At 68.8% G+C, this 16,653-nt stretch carries 22 protein-coding genes and 1 tRNA gene; 11 read left to right on the forward strand and 12 right to left on the reverse strand.

The genetic code is table 11. From position 1 onward, the window contains the following. The first annotated feature begins 1 nt into the window (after position 1). The 6 genes from ACQUS8_RS03820 (at position 2) to ACQUS8_RS03845 (ending at position 5,141) form a co-directional block, all read left to right on the forward strand. A complete protein-coding gene (locus ACQUS8_RS03820) occupies positions 2-1,327 on the forward strand; it encodes a hypothetical protein (RefSeq protein WP_435097146.1) in 1,326 nt (441 codons plus the stop codon). 339 nt (positions 1,328-1,666) lie between these two features. Further along, the gene (locus ACQUS8_RS03825) at positions 1,667-3,229 is read left to right on the forward strand and encodes a cytochrome c oxidase subunit I (RefSeq protein WP_435097149.1); all 1,563 of its coding nucleotides are present in this window, start codon (positions 1,667-1,669) and stop codon (positions 3,227-3,229) included. Positions 3,230-3,355: 126 nt separating this feature from the next. Beyond that, positions 3,356-3,670 carry a hypothetical protein gene (locus ACQUS8_RS03830; protein WP_435097152.1) on the forward strand — a complete coding sequence of 105 codons (315 nt, stop codon included), beginning with the start codon at positions 3,356-3,358 and terminating at the stop codon, positions 3,668-3,670. A gap of 24 nt (positions 3,671-3,694) precedes the next feature. Continuing rightward, positions 3,695-4,006, forward strand: coding sequence for a hypothetical protein (locus tag ACQUS8_RS03835; RefSeq protein WP_435097155.1), 312 nt, complete (start codon positions 3,695-3,697; stop codon positions 4,004-4,006). 35 nt (positions 4,007-4,041) lie between these two features. Continuing rightward, entirely contained in the window at positions 4,042-4,368 is a 327-nt protein-coding gene (locus ACQUS8_RS03840) for a hypothetical protein (RefSeq protein ID WP_435097158.1), read from the forward strand. Positions 4,369-4,469: 101 nt separating this feature from the next. Continuing rightward, positions 4,470-5,141, forward strand: a complete 672-nt coding sequence (locus tag ACQUS8_RS03845; RefSeq protein WP_435097161.1) for an HD domain-containing protein — start codon at positions 4,470-4,472, stop codon at positions 5,139-5,141. Here ACQUS8_RS03845 and ACQUS8_RS03850 read toward each other — a convergent pair. From ACQUS8_RS03850 to ACQUS8_RS03865, 4 genes are read right to left on the reverse strand one after another with little or no spacing between them, the layout of a single operon-like run. Continuing rightward, complete coding sequence (locus ACQUS8_RS03850) at positions 5,138-5,767, reverse strand: LysE family translocator (protein ID WP_435097164.1); 630 nt, start codon at positions 5,765-5,767, stop codon at positions 5,138-5,140. The genes ACQUS8_RS03845 and ACQUS8_RS03850 overlap by 4 nt on opposite strands. 48 nt (positions 5,768-5,815) lie before the next feature. After that, entirely contained in the window at positions 5,816-6,577 is a 762-nt protein-coding gene (locus ACQUS8_RS03855; RefSeq protein ID WP_435097167.1) for a TMEM165/GDT1 family protein, read from the reverse strand. Continuing rightward, the gene (locus ACQUS8_RS03860) at positions 6,578-7,264 is read right to left on the reverse strand and encodes a metal-dependent transcriptional regulator (RefSeq protein ID WP_435097170.1); all 687 of its coding nucleotides are present in this window, start codon (positions 7,262-7,264) and stop codon (positions 6,578-6,580) included. It abuts the gene before it with no gap. Between the two features lie 56 nt (positions 7,265-7,320). Further along, a complete protein-coding gene (locus ACQUS8_RS03865; protein WP_435097173.1) occupies positions 7,321-8,514 on the reverse strand; it encodes a pyridoxal-phosphate dependent enzyme in 1,194 nt (397 codons plus the stop codon). A 108-nt stretch (positions 8,515-8,622) separates the two neighbouring features. Here ACQUS8_RS03865 and ACQUS8_RS03870 point away from each other — a divergent pair, with 108 nt between their 5' ends. Together ACQUS8_RS03870 and ACQUS8_RS03875 are read left to right on the forward strand one after the other, a co-directional pair. Beyond that, complete coding sequence (locus ACQUS8_RS03870; protein ID WP_435097176.1) at positions 8,623-9,549, forward strand: VOC family protein; 927 nt, start codon at positions 8,623-8,625, stop codon at positions 9,547-9,549. Beyond that, positions 9,546-10,211 (forward strand): alpha/beta hydrolase, encoded by a 666-nt coding sequence (locus tag ACQUS8_RS03875; protein ID WP_435097179.1) that lies wholly within the window; start codon positions 9,546-9,548, stop codon positions 10,209-10,211. The genes ACQUS8_RS03870 and ACQUS8_RS03875 overlap by 4 nt, the downstream gene beginning before the upstream one ends. A gap of 28 nt (positions 10,212-10,239) precedes the next feature. Here ACQUS8_RS03875 and ACQUS8_RS03880 read toward each other — a convergent pair whose 3' ends face one another. From ACQUS8_RS03880 to ACQUS8_RS03900, 5 genes are read right to left on the reverse strand one after another with little or no spacing between them, the layout of a single operon-like run. Next, the gene (locus tag ACQUS8_RS03880; protein ID WP_435097182.1) at positions 10,240-10,995 is read right to left on the reverse strand and encodes a proteasome assembly chaperone family protein; all 756 of its coding nucleotides are present in this window, start codon (positions 10,993-10,995) and stop codon (positions 10,240-10,242) included. A gap of 5 nt (positions 10,996-11,000) precedes the next feature. Beyond that, positions 11,001-11,171, reverse strand: a complete 171-nt coding sequence (locus tag ACQUS8_RS03885) for an RNA-protein complex protein Nop10 (protein WP_435097185.1) — start codon at positions 11,169-11,171, stop codon at positions 11,001-11,003. Positions 11,172-11,175: 4 nt separating this feature from the next. Continuing rightward, positions 11,176-11,979, reverse strand: a complete 804-nt coding sequence (locus tag ACQUS8_RS03890; protein ID WP_435097188.1) for a translation initiation factor IF-2 subunit alpha — start codon at positions 11,977-11,979, stop codon at positions 11,176-11,178. After that, entirely contained in the window at positions 11,976-12,149 is a 174-nt protein-coding gene (locus tag ACQUS8_RS03895; protein ID WP_435097190.1) for a 30S ribosomal protein S27e, read from the reverse strand. Before ACQUS8_RS03895 ends, ACQUS8_RS03890 begins: the two co-directional genes overlap by 4 nt. 4 nt (positions 12,150-12,153) lie before the next feature. After that, the gene (locus ACQUS8_RS03900; protein ID WP_435097193.1) at positions 12,154-12,438 is read right to left on the reverse strand and encodes a 50S ribosomal protein L44e; all 285 of its coding nucleotides are present in this window, start codon (positions 12,436-12,438) and stop codon (positions 12,154-12,156) included. A gap of 128 nt (positions 12,439-12,566) precedes the next feature. Between ACQUS8_RS03900 and ACQUS8_RS03905 the strand changes: the two genes are divergently transcribed. The 3 genes from ACQUS8_RS03905 (at position 12,567) to ACQUS8_RS03915 (ending at position 14,930) form a co-directional block, all read left to right on the forward strand. Then, positions 12,567-13,532, forward strand: coding sequence for a hypothetical protein (locus ACQUS8_RS03905; RefSeq protein ID WP_435097196.1), 966 nt, complete (start codon positions 12,567-12,569; stop codon positions 13,530-13,532). A 69-nt stretch (positions 13,533-13,601) separates the two neighbouring features. Next, complete coding sequence (locus ACQUS8_RS03910; RefSeq protein WP_435097199.1) at positions 13,602-14,612, forward strand: hypothetical protein; 1,011 nt, start codon at positions 13,602-13,604, stop codon at positions 14,610-14,612. A 48-nt stretch (positions 14,613-14,660) separates the two neighbouring features. Continuing rightward, positions 14,661-14,930 (forward strand): HAH_0734 family protein, encoded by a 270-nt coding sequence (locus tag ACQUS8_RS03915; RefSeq protein WP_435097202.1) that lies wholly within the window; start codon positions 14,661-14,663, stop codon positions 14,928-14,930. A 125-nt stretch (positions 14,931-15,055) separates the two neighbouring features. On the opposite strand, the gene ACQUS8_RS03920 is transcribed toward ACQUS8_RS03915, so the two are convergent. The 3 genes from ACQUS8_RS03920 to hpt all read right to left on the reverse strand — a co-directional run bounded on the left by ACQUS8_RS03920 (position 15,056) and on the right by hpt (position 16,563). After that, a tRNA-Met gene (locus ACQUS8_RS03920) sits at positions 15,056-15,130 on the reverse strand. Between the two features lie 71 nt (positions 15,131-15,201). Continuing rightward, positions 15,202-15,882 (reverse strand): type 1 glutamine amidotransferase domain-containing protein, encoded by a 681-nt coding sequence (locus tag ACQUS8_RS03925; protein ID WP_435097205.1) that lies wholly within the window; start codon positions 15,880-15,882, stop codon positions 15,202-15,204. A 114-nt stretch (positions 15,883-15,996) separates the two neighbouring features. Beyond that, a complete protein-coding gene (gene hpt, locus ACQUS8_RS03930) occupies positions 15,997-16,563 on the reverse strand; it encodes a hypoxanthine/guanine phosphoribosyltransferase (RefSeq protein WP_435097208.1) in 567 nt (188 codons plus the stop codon). Positions 16,564-16,653: the final 90 nt, after the last annotated feature.

The raw sequence follows: 16,653 nt of genomic DNA on the forward strand, positions 1-16,653 counted from the left end.
CATGAGCGACGACCGACCACACCCCATCGCGGACGCCACGACCATCCGGGGCTTCCTCGCACAGCGCCCCGAGGTGCTGCTCCTCTCGCTCACCGTCCTCGGATACGACCTCGCCGTCCAACTCGCCAACCGATTCGTCGCCGTCCACATGCTCGACATGGGCGCGAGCGCCGTCGCCGTCGGCGCGTTCGCCAGCCTCGGCTACCTCGTCGCCGTCCTCTACCCCTTCCTCGGCGACGGCCTCCCCGACGCCGCGAACGACCGGGCCGTCGTCGCCGTCACCGGCACGCTCTCCGCCTGTGGCCTCCTCTTCTGGGTCGGCGCGCCGCACGTCGGCGCCACCACCACCACCATCGACGGCTTCCCCGCGTGGGTCTGGGCGTTCGTCGGCATGTTCGTCCTGCACGCCTGGAAGGTCCGGGGCGTCGGCGCCGCGTTCGCCGAAGTCAAACGCCGCGTTCCCTACGAACCGCTCGTGACCGGCGTCGACACCACCGAGCGCCTCCGCCGCCTCGGCGTCGTCGTCGCCGCCCTCCCCCTCGTCGTCCTCTTCGTCAGCGTCCCGTTCACGCCGGGTTTCTACGTCCTCGTCGCCACCGCCGCCGCCCTCGGTCTCGTCGTCACCGTCGTCCAACTCGTCCTGCGCTACCACGACGAACGCGGCCCGCCGCCCTCCTTCCGCGGGAGCGCGACTATCCGCGCCGACGTCCGCTCGCTCCCGCGGAAGGCGTTCGCGCTCCTCTGCGGGGACGCCCTCGTCGAGTTCTCCTTCGGGATGGTCCACGTCTTCCTCGTCCTCTTCGTCGTCAACGACCTCGCCCTCGAGGCCGCCGTCCTCGGGGTGTCCCTCCCGCCCGCCGCCACCTTCGCCGTCCTCCTCGCCGTCGAGGGGTTCGTCGCGCTCGCCGCCGTCGTCCCCGGCGAGGAACTCGCCGCCGAGTTCGGTGCGCGCCCCACCGTCGTCGCCGGCCTCGTCGCCGGCGTCGCCTTCCCCGCGCTCCTCGCGTTCGCCCCGCCGGTCTTCCCCGCCGTCGCCGCACTCTTCGCGCTCTTCGGCGTCCGCTTCATCGCCGTCCCCGCCCGCGGCGAAGTGCTCGCCGACCTCGGCGAGGAGTCCGTCGCCTCCTACCGGACCGCGCGGAACGTCGCCGTCGTCCCGAGCGCCGCCGTCGGCGGCGTGCTCTACGCGCTCGCGCCGTCGTTCGTCTTCGTCGCCGCCACCGTCGTCGGCACCGTCGGCATCGCGCTCTTCTGCGGCGTCGAGACCCTCGTCGACGCCGTGGAGGCGCGTCGGCCGACCGAGCCGCGGGGTGAGCCGACGACGTGACGGCCGCGCACCGTCGCACCTATGTGCCGACTGGTCCACGTGCGAACGTGGAGGACCTCGCGTGACCAACGTCGAATGCGGTCCGACTGGGTCACCCTCGCCCGGGTGGTCTCGCGTGACCAACGTCGAATCTGCGACCCGACTGGGTCACCCTCGCCCGGGTGGTCTCGCGTGACCAACGTCGAATCTGCGACCCGACTGGGTCACCCTCGCCCGGGTGGTCTCGCGTGACCAACGTCGAATCTGCGACCCGACTGGGTCACCCTCGCCCGGGTGGTCTCGCGTGACCAACGTCGAATCTGCGACCCGACTGGGTCACCCTCGCCCGGGTGGTCTCGCGTGACGCACTCCGAGAAACCGTCCGGCATCCGGCGCTGGCTGACGACGGTCGACCACCGGGACATCGGCCTCCTCTACATCACCCTCGGCGTCGGCGCCGGCCTCTGGGGCGCCGTCGACGCCCTGATGTTGCGCGTCGCGCTCGTCACCCCTGCCGCGGACGTCTGGGGCCGGATGACCTACAACGCCGTCTTCACCGCGCACGGCCTCACGATGCTGTTCCTCTTCGCGACGCCCGTGATGTTCGGCGTCGCGAACTACGTCATCCCCGACCTCGTCGGCGCCGACGACATGGCGTTCCCCCGCCTGAACGCCATCGCGTTCTGGCTCCTGCCGGGGTCGCTCGTCCTCATCCGCATCGGCCTGCTCTCCGATTTGGTGGGCATCACGGAGATACGCCCGCCGATGACCGGCTGGACGTTCTACACGCCGCTCTCGCTCCAGAAGCCGAACACCGGCGTCAACCTCGTCCTCATCGGGCTCCACCTCTCCGGGATTTCGACGACGATGTCGGGCGCGAACTTCGTGACGACCATCGTCGCCGAACGCGACCTCCCGTGGGGCCGCCTCGACATCTTCACGTGGGCGATCGTGACGACGAGCGGCCTCGCGCTCTTCGCCTTCCCCGTCCTCGGCGCCGGCGTCCTCATGCTCCTCGGCGACCGGCTGCTCGGGACGGCGTTCTTCGCCGCGGAGGGCGGCGGCGCGATGCTCTGGCAACACCTCTTCTGGTTCTTCGGCCACCCCGAGGTGTACATTCTCGTCCTGCCCCCGATGGGGCTGTTGAGCCTCATCATCCCCGCGTTCTCCGGGCGGGACCTCTTCGGGGAGCGCTTCGTCGTCTACTCGACGCTCGCCATCGCCGTCCTCTCCTTCGGCGTCTGGGCCCACCACATGTTCACGACGGGCCTCAACCCCCGCCTCGTCGCCTCCTTCATGGCCATCTCGCTCGCCATCGCAGTGCCGTCGGCCGTGAAGACGTTCAACTGGCTGGCGACGATGTGGAACGGCGAAATCCGTCTGACGACGCCGATGCTCTTCTGCGTCGGCGCGCTCTCGAACTTCATTCTGGGTGGCGTGACCGGCGTCTTCCTCGCCGCCGTCCCCTACGACCTCGTGATGCAGGGCACCTACTACGTCGTCGGGCATTTCCACCTGATGCTCGTCGGGATGGTGGTCTTCGCGCTCTTCGCGGGGTGTTACTACTGGTTCCCGCTCCTCACGGGGAAACACTACAACGAGGCGCTCGCGCGCATCCACTTCTGGCTCACGATGGTCGGAACGGTGGCGACGTTCGTCGTGATGCTCCTCGTCGGCGCGCACGGCCTCCCGCGCCGGATGGCGACCTACCCGGAGTCGTACACCGTCCTCCAGCAGCTCACCACGGTGGCGGCGTTCGTCCTCCTCTTCGCCCAACTCGTCTGGGTGTGGAACATGCTGCGCTCGCTCCGGCTCGGCGACGACGTCGAGCACGCCGACGTCTGGGGGTTGCGCGAGCGCGGCCAGTTCACCCGCGAGTGGCAGGCCTTCGCCGAGCGACTCGAGGACGACCGCGAGGAGTGAGCAGGCCGAGTTGGATGCGGGCACCCCGCATGCCGTCCGGCCGGCCCTTTATTTTCCAAAACTGAATATGTGAATGTATGTGGCGGTGGGGACACGACCCGCCGAGCCACGCACGGAGACCAATCCATGAGTGCACAAGACGTCGCGCTATCCATCATCCAACTCGTCTCGCTCACCGTACCTCCGATTGCGGTGCTCATCAAGATGCTCCGCAACTCCGAGAACATCGAGTGGCGGACCCGCCAGTTCGCCTTCGGACTCGCCGTCTCCGCCCTCCTCTTCTTCATCCTCGGCGAGGCGTTCACGCTCGCGTGGCTGCTCGGGAACGCCGGCATCCCGCAGCTCCTCTCCTACGGACTGATATGCGTCCTCATCGCCGTCACCGCCTTCCCGCCGTTCATGTACGTCCTCTACCGCGAGCAGAAACTCCGGTTCCACTGACCCGTCGACGGCCTCCGCGCCCCAATGTACACAACCCTCGCCTTCGTCCTGTTTCAGGTCGCCGCGCTGTTCATCCCGGCGATGCTGCACATCATCGGCCTCCTCGAGGAGACGGACAACGTCTCGTGGCGCGTCCGCCAGACCGCCCTCGTCTTCTCCTTCGCCAGCATCGTCTGCTTCGTCGCCGCCGGCGGGACCGTCCTCGTCTACGCCTACACCGTCCTCGCGCTCCCGCCTCTCCTCTTCGCCGCCGTCGCCACCGTCGAGTTCGCGCTCCTCCCCTTCGGCATCTACGTGCCGCTCCTCTACATCGACGAGCGCGTCCTCTTCGAGTAGCGGGCCTTTTCTTCGTTCGGCCCCTTCACGTCCGTATGACCACGCTCTCGTCGCTCCCCGACCGGCCGCTCACCACGACGGAAGTCGCCGCGCTCAACGACGCCGACGCCTTCGACCTCGTCGTCCCCGTCGAACGCGAGGAGGCCGTCCGCACCGACGACTCCGAACCCGTCGTCGTCACCGAATCGCTCATCCTCGCCGCCGGCGACTGGGTGAAGGGCGCCGTCCACGAAACCGACGGCTGGCGCGTCGTCGAGAGCGTCACCGTCGAGGGCGAGAACCGCACGGAGGCCATGCTCACCTGCGAGGAGGCGGTCGAAGACGCGCTCAAGCCCGGCGAACGCGCCGACGTCTCCGCCTGATTTTTTCTCGGGTCGGCGTCTGCAAAAGGCTAAAGAGCGAAACTAGCCTCTATTGAGACAACAATGACAACGCGACACGAACCCCCACCGGAGGTGACGGCATGGGTGTCGAGATAAAGGAATCGACCGTCTCCGAGGACGAACTCACCGCGATGGAGGAGTTCGTCTACGACTACCTCGCCGCCAGCGTCGAGAACGAGGACGACGGCGGCCGGATGCGCTGGTACCCGTGGCACTCCGCCGAGTACCGCTTCAACCACATCGTCAACGTCCGCGAGCTCGCCGCCGAAATCGCCGAGAAGGAGGGTGCGGACGTCGACGTCGTGCGCGTCGCCGCCCTCTTCCACGACATCGCCAAACTCGACGCCGACCAGGAAGTCCACGCCGAGGAAGGCGCGCGCGTCGCCCGGCAGTATCTCGAAACCCATGGCGACTACCCCGCGTCCTTCGTCGACCGGGTCTGTCGTGCCGTCGAGCACCACTCACACACCGACGAACTCGGCGAACTCGACCTGGAGAGTCGCTGCCTCATCGAGGCCGACATGCTCGATAAGGTCGGCGCGAACGGCACCGCGCTCATGCTCCTGCGGATGGGCTACGAGGCGCGCACACACATGGACGCCGCCGAGATGGTCGAGCGCGTCCTCGAACGCGGCCGCGACGCCAAGGCACGCGTCCACAGCGACGCCGCCGAGTCCATTGCCCACCAGCGTCTCAAACGCGTGCGCTGGTTCCGCGAATGGCTCGAAGAGGAAGTCCCCGAGATGGACTAGAGCAACGCGGGCAGCGACCCCGCGACGAACAGCACGCCGAACGCCACGAGTACGACCGCGCTCCCGTACCCGACGACGCGCTCCAACGCCCCGACTTTCTCCCCGGCCGCCCGCAGGAGCGCCGGGAAGCCCGTTATCCAGAGCAGAATCCCACAGAAGAACCCGAGGACGGTGAGCACGCCGTTCGACACCGTGAGCGTGTAACCGAACGCCTCGACGGTCCCCGGGTCGAGCAGCGCGACGCCCGCGGTCAACCACCAGATGATCTGCATCGGGTTCGCGAGCGCCGCGAGGAACGTCTTCCGGAACCCCGCGCCCGCTTCGGTGCGTTCGGCGCCAGCGTGCGCGCTCTTCGCCGCGCCGTACGCGAAGTAGCAGAGGAGGACGCCGCCCGCGACCTTCATCGCGGCCTGCAGGGTCGGGGTATGCTGGAGGAAGGCGACGACGCCGCCGTACGCCAGGAGGAAGAACACCGCGTCCGCCGTCATCGCGCCGAGGCCGGCCCAAAAGCCCGCCTTCCAGCCCCGAACCACCGTCTCGTTCGCGATGAGGGCGTTCATCGGGCCGGGCGGCGCGGCCAGCGAGAGGCCGAGCGCCACGCCGGCGAGGAGTGAGAGGAGCACCATACCCGCACGGAGGCACCAGATTGCGAAAACGCCTGCGTTCGCATCCCGTCAGCGCTCACGAACGCGGCCGTAGGCGACGGTGGCGAGCGCGACGACGATGGCGCCGACGAGGACGTCCTCGCCGACGACACCGAACTCCACGAGGCCGAACGCAACGAAGACGACGGCCGCCGCGAGTTCGATGTAGGCGGTGGGGAGCCAGCGCTCCGCGCGCCCGCCGAGGAAGGCGTCGATGCCCGTCCGGATGCCGAGCGCGGCGACGACGCCGCAGAAGACGGCGACCGGTGCCTCCGGGAACGTCGCCGCGAGGTTGATGGTGAGCAGTTGGGTCTTGTCGCCGACTTCCGCGAGGACGATGAAGCAGAAGGCGGTCGCCATCGGCCCGTAGCCGCGCGTGTACTGCGCGACCCGGTCCGGGAGCACCGCCGACGTCACCGTCCCACCGTCCGTGGACGCGCCGGGCGCGCCGCCGCGCCGATAGCGCCCGTAGACGGAGTAGGCCGTCCAGAGCCCGAACGCGACGAACAGGACGCCGGTCGCAGTACCGATGGCACCCTTCGGGAGGACGCGCGTCAGCCACGCGCCGAGCATGACCTCCACCGCGCTCCACCCCGCGAACGCCGCCATCGCGCCCGCGAAGACGCGCTTCGCGTCGTAGCGGCTCGCGAGCGTCACGACGACGAGTTGGCCCTTGTCACCGAACGTCGCGAGGAAGTTCGCGAGGAACGCTGCAAGGAACGGCCCGTAGTCCGCGTAGCGCCGAACGACCGCGTCCAGCCCGTTCCCGGCTGCGAGTGGGAGGCCGAGCATTCACGCCGTCACCTCGTCCGCCTCGGACGCCTCGACGTCGCGCACGCGAATCGCGGACGCGATGCTCGTCGGCAGGTGGACGTCCCGACCGTCGACGCTGACCGTGATGAGGTCGATGGGCGCGACGTCCACGACGTCGAGGCGCGCGCCCGGTTCGACGCCGCGCTCCGCGAGATAGGCGAGGTGCTCGTCGTCCCGGTCGCTGACGCGCGCGACGACGACCGTGTCACCCTCCTCGGCCTCCGCGAGCGCCGTCGTGTCGTCGTCCGCGAGCGGCGCGAGGTCCTCGGAGGGGATGGGGTCGCCGTGCGGGTCGACACGTGGTTCACCGAGTGCGGCGGCGACGCGGCGCTCGAACTCCTCGCTGATGTGGTGCTCGAGGGCGTCGGCCTCCTCGTGGACCTCGCTCCACCCGTAGTCGAGGTGCTCGGCGAGATACGACTCCAGGAGGCGGTGGTGGCGCAACACCTCCAATGCGACCGTCTCGCCCTCGTCGGTGAGCTCGACGCCCTTGTACTTCTCGCGCTCGATGAGCCCGCGCTCGTCGAGCTTCTCCAGCATACTCGTCACCGTCGGCGGCGTCACTCCCAGGTATTCCGCGAGCGCCGACGTCCGCACCGGCGGTTCCTCTTCGCGCTGGAGGACGTAGATCGCCTTCAAGTAGTCCTCCATGACGTCACTCAGCATCACTACGCGTGATTAGACGCGTCTAAACCTTAGTTTTGCCGGCGACCAGACGCACGTTAGATGCCCTTGCCCATCAGGTGCGAGCGCAGGATGTCGTCGTCCTTGCTCCCCGCGCCCGCGTTCACCAGGACGAGGACGTCGTCGGCGTCGAAGGCGTCGCGCTCGTGCAGCGCGTACGCCGCCGCGACTGCCGCGCCACTCGACGCGCCGAGTTCGAGGCCCGCGGACTCCGCGAGCGACGTCGCTCCCTCCAGAATCTCCGGGTCCGGCGCCGCCACCGCGTCCCCGCCGGACTCGCGCAGCGCCTCGAGGGCGAGCGGACTCCCGACCGGATCGGGAATCTCGATGCGCCCGCAGATGGTGTCCGGCGCGTCCCACGGCTCGTGGCTGTCACGCTCCTCCTCGAACGCCCGGACGATGGGCGCACAGCCCTCCGCCTGCGCCGCGTGGACCTGCGGGACGTCCGCGACGAGGCCGAGGTCGGCGACCTCCGTCGCGGCCTTGTAGAGCGCGTAGAGGCCCGCGCCGCGGCCCGTCGGGTTGATGACGTGGTCGGGGGCCGTCCAGTCGAGCGCCTCCGCCACCTCGAAGTACGTCGTCTTCAGGCCCTCGTGGGCGAACGGCGTCGAGAACACCTGCACCGGGTGCCAGTCGTCGTGCTCGTCGACGGCGTCCGCGAACGCCGCGTCCGCGTCGCCGATACGGCCCTCCACGACCGACATGTCCCCGCCGTGGACGTTCACCATCGCCTTGTTCGTGAAACTCGCGCGCGTCGGCACGAACGTGTGGCTCTCCAGGCCCGCGCGCGCCGCGTACGCCGCCGCCGACTGGCCGTCGTCGCCCGTCGAGGCCAGCGCCACGTCCGTCGCGTCCGCCTCCCGCGCCGCCGTCGCCGCCACCGACTGCGCCCGGTCGTCGATGGTGCCGGTCGGGTTTCGGCCCTCGTCCTTCACGTACACCGCCTCCACGCCGAACTCCTCCGCGAGCGCCGGCACCGACACGAGCGGCGTCCCGCCCTCGTCCGTCGTCACCGCCGCCTCGCGCGCGAACGGCAGGAGTTCGCGATAGCGCCACTGCGAGCGCTCGCCGCGGTCCTCGAACGTCTCGCGCGAGACGTCCAGCGCGTCGTAGTCGTACTCGACGTCGAGGACGCCGCCACACGACGGACAGCGACCCGGCGCGTCCGCCGCCTCGAACGTCTCGGCGCAGTCCGTGCACGTCACGCCCGCGAATGCCGCGTTCGTCTCCATGCGAGGACGTTGCGCGAGGCGGGCGTTAAGCCCTGCCCTTCTCCGTCTACGCCGTCGCAGACCGCCCCGGGGACAACATGGAAACCCCACGAACCCCTATTTCGGGTAGTGCTTACCGACACGCCCGGCATCCACCACGTCACCGGACTCGCGGGCGACGCCCAGCGCAACCTCGACTTCTACACCGAGGTGCTCGGACTGCGCCTCGTCCGCCGTACCGTCAACCTCGAGGACATCCTCCAGTACCACCTCCTCTTCGGGAACGCCGTCGGCGCGCCCGGCACCGTCTACACGAGCTTCCCCTCCCGGAGCGCCGAGGACGGCCGCGTTGGCCCGCCACAGCCCGAGCGCATGGCGTTCGCCGTCCCCGAGGGATCGCTCGACTACTGGCGCGACCGCCTCGCCGACTTCGATGTCGCCCACGAGACCGAAACGCGCTTCGAGGACGAACGCGCCCTCCAGTTCACCGACCCCGACGGTACCCGCATCGAACTCGTCGAGGCCGACCAGCCAATCGAGCCGTGGACGAGTCGCGTCCCCGAGACGGCCGCGATTCGCGGCTTCTTCGGCGTCTCCGTCCTCTCGGTCAACCCCTACGCGACCGCGAGCGTCCTCGACACGCTCGGCTACGACCTCGACGCGCAGGACGGCGATCGGATTCGCTATCGCGCGCCCGGCGACGTCGGAGCTGTCGTCGACATCCTCGACCGGGACGTCCCGTTCGGCCGCGAAGGCGCGGGCGTCCTCCACCACGTCGCTGTCCGCGTCGCCGACGAGACCGAACTTCACGAATGGCGCGAACTCTTCGCCGAGCGCGACCTCCGCGTCTCGCGCGTGAAGGACCGCCACGTCTTCCACTCGCTCTACGTCCGCGAGCCCGGCGGCATCCTCTTCGAGCTCGCCACCGACGGCCCCGGCGTCGCCGTCGACCAGGACGTCGAGAGCCTCGGCGAGGACCTCGTCCTCCCCGGCCACTACGAGGAGGACCGCGACCTCATCACCTCCCAGCTCCCCGCCCTCGACTACACGCCGTGAGCGAGCGCTTCCTCCCGGCGAGCGACGAGGACCCACACGCCGACACACCGCTCGTCACGAGCGGCGCGCCGCTCCGCGCCGCCGACGTCGCCGTCGTCCTCCTGCACGGCCGCGGCGAGTCCGCACAGAGCATCACACGCGTCGCCGAGGAAGTCTATCGGCACGGCATCGCCTTCCTCGCCCCGCAGGCCGCGAAGTACACGTGGTACCCTCATCGCTTCGACGCGCCCGTCGAGGCGAACGAGACGTGGCTCACTTCGGCCGTGGACGCAGTCGAGCGCGCCGTGCAGACGGCGCGCGACGCCGGACTCGACGACGAGCGAATCGTCCTCTTCGGCTTCAGCCAGGGGGCCTGTCTCGCCGCCGAATACCTCCGCAGAGAGCCGCGGCGCTACGGCGGCGCGTTCGTCCTCGCGGGCGCGCTCCCCGGCGAGCCGGGCGAACGCGATCACTTGGGGTCACTCGAGGGCACGCCCGTCTTCTGCGGTGTAGGCGAGGACGACCCCAAGATCGACGTCGAGAGCGTCGAGCGCACCGCCGACGTCTTCGCCGCGATGGACGGAGACGTCACTGTCGAGACCTATCCCGATACCGGTCATCGAATCACCGACGGCGAAATCGCCGCCGTCGAGGCGCGACTCGACGCGCTGCTCGACGACTAGGACCGCGACAAAAGAGGGTCGTTCGGGACTATCCGATGTAGCGCAGGTCTTCCTCGCCGCCCGGGCTCGGGCCCTGCTCCATCTGCTGCATCTGCTCGACGACGTCCTCCATCTCGTCCGCGCGCTCGTCCAGCGCCTCGAAGTCCACCTCGAAGTCCAGCAGGTTCTCCAGCACTTCGAGGACGGCGCGCGCGCTCTTCGGGTCCACGAGGTAGCCCGAGGTCTCGCCCATCAGACAGGCGGCCTCGAAGTCCCGGCGCGTGCCGAGCCCGACCAGCAGGCCGGACGTTCCGACGATGCCGCCGGAGGGCTCCTCCGAGCGGAACTCGACGCCGGCGTCCTCGAGCACGTCCTTCTGTTCGTCGTCGCCCACTGCGCCGACGACGGCGTGGTCCTCGACGAGTTCGCCCGTCGGGACGCCGCCCAGCGCGTACAGTTCGGAGACGCCGAACTTCTCGGCGACGTCGAGGAAGGCGTCCGTCAGTCGATAGTGGCCGCGGTTGTCCGTCGCCTGATGGTCGCCCGTCAGCACGAGGAGGTCGCGGCCCTCCGTCTCGATGGCGTGGAACTCGGCGTCAGCGAGCGACGCGACGCTCTCCTCGCTCACCGTGACCTGCGGCGGGAAGAGTTCGGAGTAGACGCGGCGCACGAGCGTCGACTCCGTCTCCTCGACGAGGTGCTCGGCGACGAGTTTCCCGACGTGTCCGACCCCGGGCAGTCCCTCGACGAGAACAGGGTCGTCCAACTCGACGTCCGCGACGACCTCGATGTCGACTTCGTCCATGCGTCCTAGTCGCGGACGCGGCGCTTAAGTTTGCGTCGGTACTCGCCGTACGGATCGTCCGGGTCGAACGGTGCGGGCGCGCTGTTCTCCGTGCGCTCTCCACACTCCGGACATGTCTCAGAAAGGGTGTAAACGGGGTCGTCGTGCTCGCGACAGACTCGGATGTCCGAGTGCACGGGCCTAGGCTTCTTCTTCGAGCTGGCGCTCGCGGTGGAACTCACCGCTGCCGCCGCGACTCTCGACGTCCGCAGTCGCGCGCGCGGCCGCCGCCTCGAGTTCGTCCTCAGCCGTCTTGTAGTTCGGCGCCTCCACGCGGATGCGGTACTCGGGCGCGCCGACGTACGTCACCTCGAGGTCCGCCTCCTCGGGGACCTCGTCCTCGTCCTCGGCGGCCTGCAGGGCCTCCTTGATGTCGTCCACGCCGTCGGGCGCGGGCGACTCCAGGTGGACGTAGCCCGTCACCGTCACGTAGGGGACGGAGACGTTCTCGCGGGCCGTGGAGACGATGGCGTCGACGTCCTCCTCGGAGAGGTCGAGACCCTCGAGCGCCTCCGTGCCGTGGATGGCGGCCTGCTCGAAGCCCTCGTAGAGCGAACCGAACTCCGCGACGAGGACGTCCGCGACGTCGCGGAACTGCTCGTCGGACATCTCCTCGCCAAAGGCGAGTTCCATCCACTTGTCCGCCTTCTGCTCGTTCTTCCACTCCTGGATGGCCTCCGAGCGCTGGTGGTCGTTGACGTCCTTGATGGAGAGGTCGATCTGCTGGGAGGACTTGTCGACGTCGAGCACCTTCGCCACGACGGTCTGCCCCTCGCGGACGTGGTCACGGACGTTCTTGATCCAACCGCTCGCGACCTCGCTGATGTGGACCAGCCCGCGCTTATCGCGGTACTCTTCGAGGTCGACGAAGACGCCGAAGTCCTCGATCTCGTCGACTTTCCCGACGACGAGTTCGCCCTGCTCGGGCCAGCCCTCGTACTTCATCGGGCCTCGACGGTCTCGACGACCTCGCCTTCGAGGTCGGCCTTCCCGCCGGTCGGTCGCGCGAGCGTCGTACCACAGACGGCGCACGAGACGGGCGAGGAGGCCTTCTCGAAGACGACCTGTTCGTTCTCACAGTCCGGGCACGTGATACGGAAGAAGTTTCCAGCCATCGTATTACTCCTGGAACTCCAGCTTGCCGGCGCGCCATCCCTGACGGAGGTGGGCCTTGCCACACTCGCTGCAGCGGTACTTGAGGTCCGTCTTCTTGGTCGGCTTGTCGCCACCGGGGACCTTGCTGAACTTACCGGAGTTACCGATGCGGGAGGTCTGGCGCTTGCGCTGGCGGCCCTGCACCTTCGTCATGCCGGAGGTGCGGCCCGAGCGGACGCGCTCGACTTCGTGTTCGTGATGCTCGTTGCAGTGCGGGCAGTAGGTGTTGAAGCGTCGTGGCATCTGCATAGCGAATCAGCTCTGTTGTTCACCGGTTCGACTCCGACGCTTAAAATGGACACGGTTCGGCCCGGCGACGCGACAGGCACGACTGCACTCTGACGCAACTATTTACGGCTCGTTGACACACGTCCCGTATGGTCTGCCGCCGTCGCGCCCTCCTCTGTTGTGTCCTCCTCGTCGCCGGCCTCGCCGTCGTCGCCACGCCGACCGTCGCGCGCCCGCCGCCACAGCCCGTCTCCGGGTTCGGCGGCTTCGACGGTGGCACGTACGCGCCCGGCGAATATCCGCCGTCGGACGCGACGAACGTCAGCGTCGACGTCGCCGTCCACGCGAACGGGACGAGCGTCTGGACCGAGCGTGCGACCCTCACGAACTCCGACACCGCCGCCGCGTTCCGGTCGAACGACAGCCTTCGCCGGGCCGTCGTCGCCCACTGGTTCGACGACCGCTTCGACCGCGAGACGACCCACCTGGCCTCGCGCGTCGCGAACGACACCCTCGTCGTCACCTATCGCCTCGGCGGCGTCGTCACCCGTGGCGTCGGCGGCGGCGTCCTCTTCGCGCCGTTCGCGGACTACCGCAACGACTACTACCCGGGCGCGGCCGACGTGACGATTCATGCACCGGAGGGCTACCGTGTCGTCAGCCACCCTGACGAGATGCGCGCCGTCGAGCGCGACACCCTTCGATGGGGTGCGGACGGGCACTCCGCCGGCGTCTCGCCCGGATTGGTGACGTTCGCGCCCGCGGGCGCGGCGCTCCCGAGCGCCCGTGCGGACCTCGCGGTCCTCGCCGCCTATGGTCCCGCAACAGTCGGCGTCGGCCTCGCATGGGCTCTCCTCTTCGGGCTCCCGCTCGGCCTCGTCCTCTCCGGCGGCGTCAGACTCGTCCGCGACGACCGGCGAACTGTCCGCCGCGTCGCACTCGCGACTCCGCTCCTCGTCGGCCTCGTCGTCGCCGTCGCGCAGTACCCCGCGACGGGGAGCACCACCGGGGGCGCGTTCGGCCGAGTCGCTTTCAGCCTCGGTGTTCCCGTCGCGCTCGTCGTCGCGCTCCTCGGCCTCGGAATTCACGGCGTCGCACGGCGCCACGCACCCTGACTCACGCCCGTCGGCGGCGGGCGTCATGGCTGTCCATAGGTTTTTGGTCCGTGTGAATGGACGTTCAGTATGGACTGCCCAGCCCGCCACGCCCTCCTCTGGTGTGTCCTCCTCGTCGCCGGCCTCGGCGTTGCCGCCGCGCCCGCAGCGGCCGCTGACCAGCCGGACCCCGTCTCCGGGTTCGCCGGCGGCTTCGAGGGCGGGACGTACCGCCCCGGGAACTACTCCTACGCCGGCTCGGCCGTCACGAACGTCAGCGTCGACGTCGCCGTCTACGCGAACGGCACGAGCGTCTGGACCGAACGCGCGACGCTCGTCAACGACGAGACGGCGACCGTCTTCCGGGAGAACCCGGGCGTCTACGAGACGATCGTCCAGCAGCGCTTCGACCGGCGCCTCGGTCACGACACCCACGACCTCAGCTCGCGTGTCGTGAACGACACCGTCGTCGCCACCTACCGCATCGACGACGCCGCCTCGCGGACCCGCGGTGCCGTCCTCTTCGCGCCGTTCGACCGCCACGTCGCCGACCTCGCGCCGATGCAGGCCGACGTGACGATTCACGCGCCCGAGGGCTATCGTATCGTCGATCACCCTGGCGTGATGGCTTCGACGGGCACGTCACTGCGCTGGAACCGCTCGACGGGTCCGGGCAACGCCACCGTCGCCTCCGGCCTGATGACGTTCGCGCCCGCGGACGCGTCCAACCCGACGTTCGCCGCCGAGCTCGCCATACTCGCGGCCTACGGGCTCCCGTCGCTCGGCGTCGGCACCGGCTGGGCACTCGTCTACGGGCTCCCGGTCGGCTACGCCGTCGGCGGGCTCCTCAGACTCATGCGCAACAGGCGCCACGACGGCATCGACGTCACCGCCGGCCAGCGCCAGACCGTCCGTCGCGTCTCGCTCACCGTCGTAATACTCGTCGGCGCCGTCGGGACTGTCCTCTTCTACCCGGCGACGACCACCGTCGTCGGCCGCCTCTTCCACCCGGCCACCATCATCGTCGCCATGATGGGCGCCGCGCTCATCGTCCCCATCGCCCTCTACCTCCACCACGCCTCCGGGCGCTACGAGCGATAGCGCCGGGAGTGCGAAGCGTTTAATCGGCGTCCCGCGGAAGGCCCGAGTATGAAGCGGCTCATCATCCACGGGGACCCCGGCGTGCGCAACGGCGCCGTCATCGAGCGCGACGGCGACGAGAAGGTCCTGTTCGGCGTGACTCGCAACGGCGACTGGCACGGCCCCGAGCGCGTCCAGCTCTGGTGCGTTATGGGCGACCGCGAGGAGTACGAGGACTACGAGAAACGCAACTACATCCCCCACTGGCTCGACGTCGAGACCGTCGACGCCGAGGACGTCGTCGTCCGCGAGAAGCAGACGACGCTCACGCTCGACTGACGGGTTTTCGCGACTCTTCAGCGGACTCGAACGACGGACAGCGACGCGTCTCAGAAGTAGGTCGGTTGCGGAGAACGGACGGGTGAGCGAGACGACTCGCTCTCAGGGCGTGAGTTCAGGAGAAGTAGCGGGAGGTAGATTTGAACTACCGATCTCCGGGTTATGAGCCCGGCGGAATCTCCTGGCTATCCCATCCCGCTGATTCTTCATAACGCGGTGCGCTAGTTAAGACTTGCGAAGCCCGGTGCCGTATGTGGATTTGTCCCTCGGTTCAGAGGTCGAGTTCCGCGGCGAACGTCTCGGCCGCGGCAACGGATGACTCGGGGCCACGCGCGGTGACGAGGTCGCCGTCGACGGTGACGGAGGTGTCGGCGTCGAGTTCGGCGTCCCAGTCCGCGCCGGCCGCGACAACTTCGTCCTCGACCCAGTAGGGGAGTTTGCGGCCATCGGGCAGCAGGTCGCGCTCATCAACGATGCCCTCCTCCCACTCGTTCGGGAAGCCCGTGACGGAGCGCCCCTCGACGAGGAACTCGCCGTCGGCGTCGCGCGTGAACGCGAGGATGCCGGCGGCGTGACAGACGACGAGCGCCTTCCCGTCCTCGCCCGCGACGGCCTCGCGGAGGAGGCGTCGGGCGTCCCGGTCCTGGTTGATGTCCCACGCGGTGCCGTGGCCGCCCGGGAAGACGACGGCGTCGTAGTCGCTCGCGTCCTGTTCGGCGAGCGCCTCCGGGTCGTTCAGGCGCTCGTCCGACTCGTGAATCTCCGTGACGCGCTCGGCGGTTTCCTCGCCGACGCTCTCCGGGTCGACCGACCGTTCGTCGACCACTGGCGGGTTGCCGGTCGGCGTCGCGACCGTGATGTCGGCGCCGCGCTCGTCGAGCGTCGTGAGCGGCTCGATACACTCCTCGCCCCAGTATCCTTCTTCGCTAACGACGAACAGGACTGACGTCATGCGCTCGTTCGTTCGGCCGTCGCACGCAAAACAATGACTCCGGGTGTGGTGCTTGCCGCCTTCGAGGCGCCAACACCGAGAATACGGTGGGAATCGCCGCCGGACGGGTCGACCTCAGTCGTCGCCGTGTTCGTCGGTGATGACGACTTCGCCGTCGACGACGTCGACGTTGATGAGCGTCTTCACGTCGATGTCGGACTCGTCGAGTTCGTTCGGCCCCTCCTTCTTGATGACGGCGACGACGTCGGAGACGTCCGCGCCGATGTGATCGAGGGCGTCCGTGATGGCGCGCAGGGTGCCGCCCGTCGAGAGGACGTCGTCGAGAACGAGCACGCGGTCGCCCTCGAAGACGTCGTTGATGTACATCTCGGACTCCGAGTAGCCCGTCTGCTGGGTGAGCGAGACCTCGCCCTCGAGGCCGTACTGACGCTTGCGGATGACGACAAGGGGGATGTCGGTCATCAGCGACACCGCCGTCGAGATGTGGATCCCCATCGCGGCGGGCGTGACGATCTTGTCGACGTCCTGAATCTCGGCCTTCCGGATGATTCGGATGACGATTTCCCGGAGGAGCTCGGGTTCGAGCATCGGGACGCCGTCGCTGATGGGGTGTACGAAGTAGTGATACCCTTCCTTCTCGATGATGGGCGCATCGAGCAGCGACTGCTTCAGTCTATCCATGTCGCCTCTTCTCGCGCGAGCAATAAAGGCTGACGGAACTTTTGCCGCTTCGCTACGCTTTAGCGAGGCAGACCACGTCGCGGCATAGCC

Source organism: Halarchaeum sp. P4 (assembly GCF_051195175.1).
Lineage (GTDB): Archaea > Halobacteriota > Halobacteria > Halobacteriales > Halobacteriaceae > Halarchaeum.

Coding starts and splice junctions, on each gene's coding strand:
- ACQUS8_RS03860 (WP_435097170.1), bottom strand. CDS start 7,264: ATGCTGAGTGACGTCATGGAGGACTACTTGAAGGCGATCTACGTCCTC.
- ACQUS8_RS03850 (WP_435097164.1), bottom strand. CDS start 5,767: ATGGTGCTCCTCTCACTCCTCGCCGGCGTGGCGCTCGGCCTCTCGCTG.
- ACQUS8_RS03880 (WP_435097182.1), bottom strand. CDS start 10,995: ATGGACGAAGTCGACATCGAGGTCGTCGCGGACGTCGAGTTGGACGAC.
- ACQUS8_RS03820 (WP_435097146.1), top strand. CDS start 2: ATGAGCGACGACCGACCACACCCCATCGCGGACGCCACGACCATCCGG.
- ACQUS8_RS03900 (WP_435097193.1), bottom strand. CDS start 12,438: ATGCAGATGCCACGACGCTTCAACACCTACTGCCCGCACTGCAACGAG.
- ACQUS8_RS03915 (WP_435097202.1), top strand. CDS start 14,661: ATGAAGCGGCTCATCATCCACGGGGACCCCGGCGTGCGCAACGGCGCC.
- ACQUS8_RS03840 (WP_435097158.1), top strand. CDS start 4,042: ATGACCACGCTCTCGTCGCTCCCCGACCGGCCGCTCACCACGACGGAA.
- ACQUS8_RS03895 (WP_435097190.1), bottom strand. CDS start 12,149: ATGGCTGGAAACTTCTTCCGTATCACGTGCCCGGACTGTGAGAACGAA.
- ACQUS8_RS03890 (WP_435097188.1), bottom strand. CDS start 11,979: ATGAAGTACGAGGGCTGGCCCGAGCAGGGCGAACTCGTCGTCGGGAAA.
- ACQUS8_RS03905 (WP_435097196.1), top strand. CDS start 12,567: ATGGTCTGCCGCCGTCGCGCCCTCCTCTGTTGTGTCCTCCTCGTCGCC.
- ACQUS8_RS03830 (WP_435097152.1), top strand. CDS start 3,356: ATGAGTGCACAAGACGTCGCGCTATCCATCATCCAACTCGTCTCGCTC.
- ACQUS8_RS03865 (WP_435097173.1), bottom strand. CDS start 8,514: ATGGAGACGAACGCGGCATTCGCGGGCGTGACGTGCACGGACTGCGCC.
- hpt (WP_435097208.1), bottom strand. CDS start 16,563: ATGGATAGACTGAAGCAGTCGCTGCTCGATGCGCCCATCATCGAGAAG.
- ACQUS8_RS03910 (WP_435097199.1), top strand. CDS start 13,602: ATGGACTGCCCAGCCCGCCACGCCCTCCTCTGGTGTGTCCTCCTCGTC.
- ACQUS8_RS03925 (WP_435097205.1), bottom strand. CDS start 15,882: ATGACGTCAGTCCTGTTCGTCGTTAGCGAAGAAGGATACTGGGGCGAG.
- ACQUS8_RS03835 (WP_435097155.1), top strand. CDS start 3,695: ATGTACACAACCCTCGCCTTCGTCCTGTTTCAGGTCGCCGCGCTGTTC.
- ACQUS8_RS03845 (WP_435097161.1), top strand. CDS start 4,470: ATGGGTGTCGAGATAAAGGAATCGACCGTCTCCGAGGACGAACTCACC.
- ACQUS8_RS03855 (WP_435097167.1), bottom strand. CDS start 6,577: ATGCTCGGCCTCCCACTCGCAGCCGGGAACGGGCTGGACGCGGTCGTT.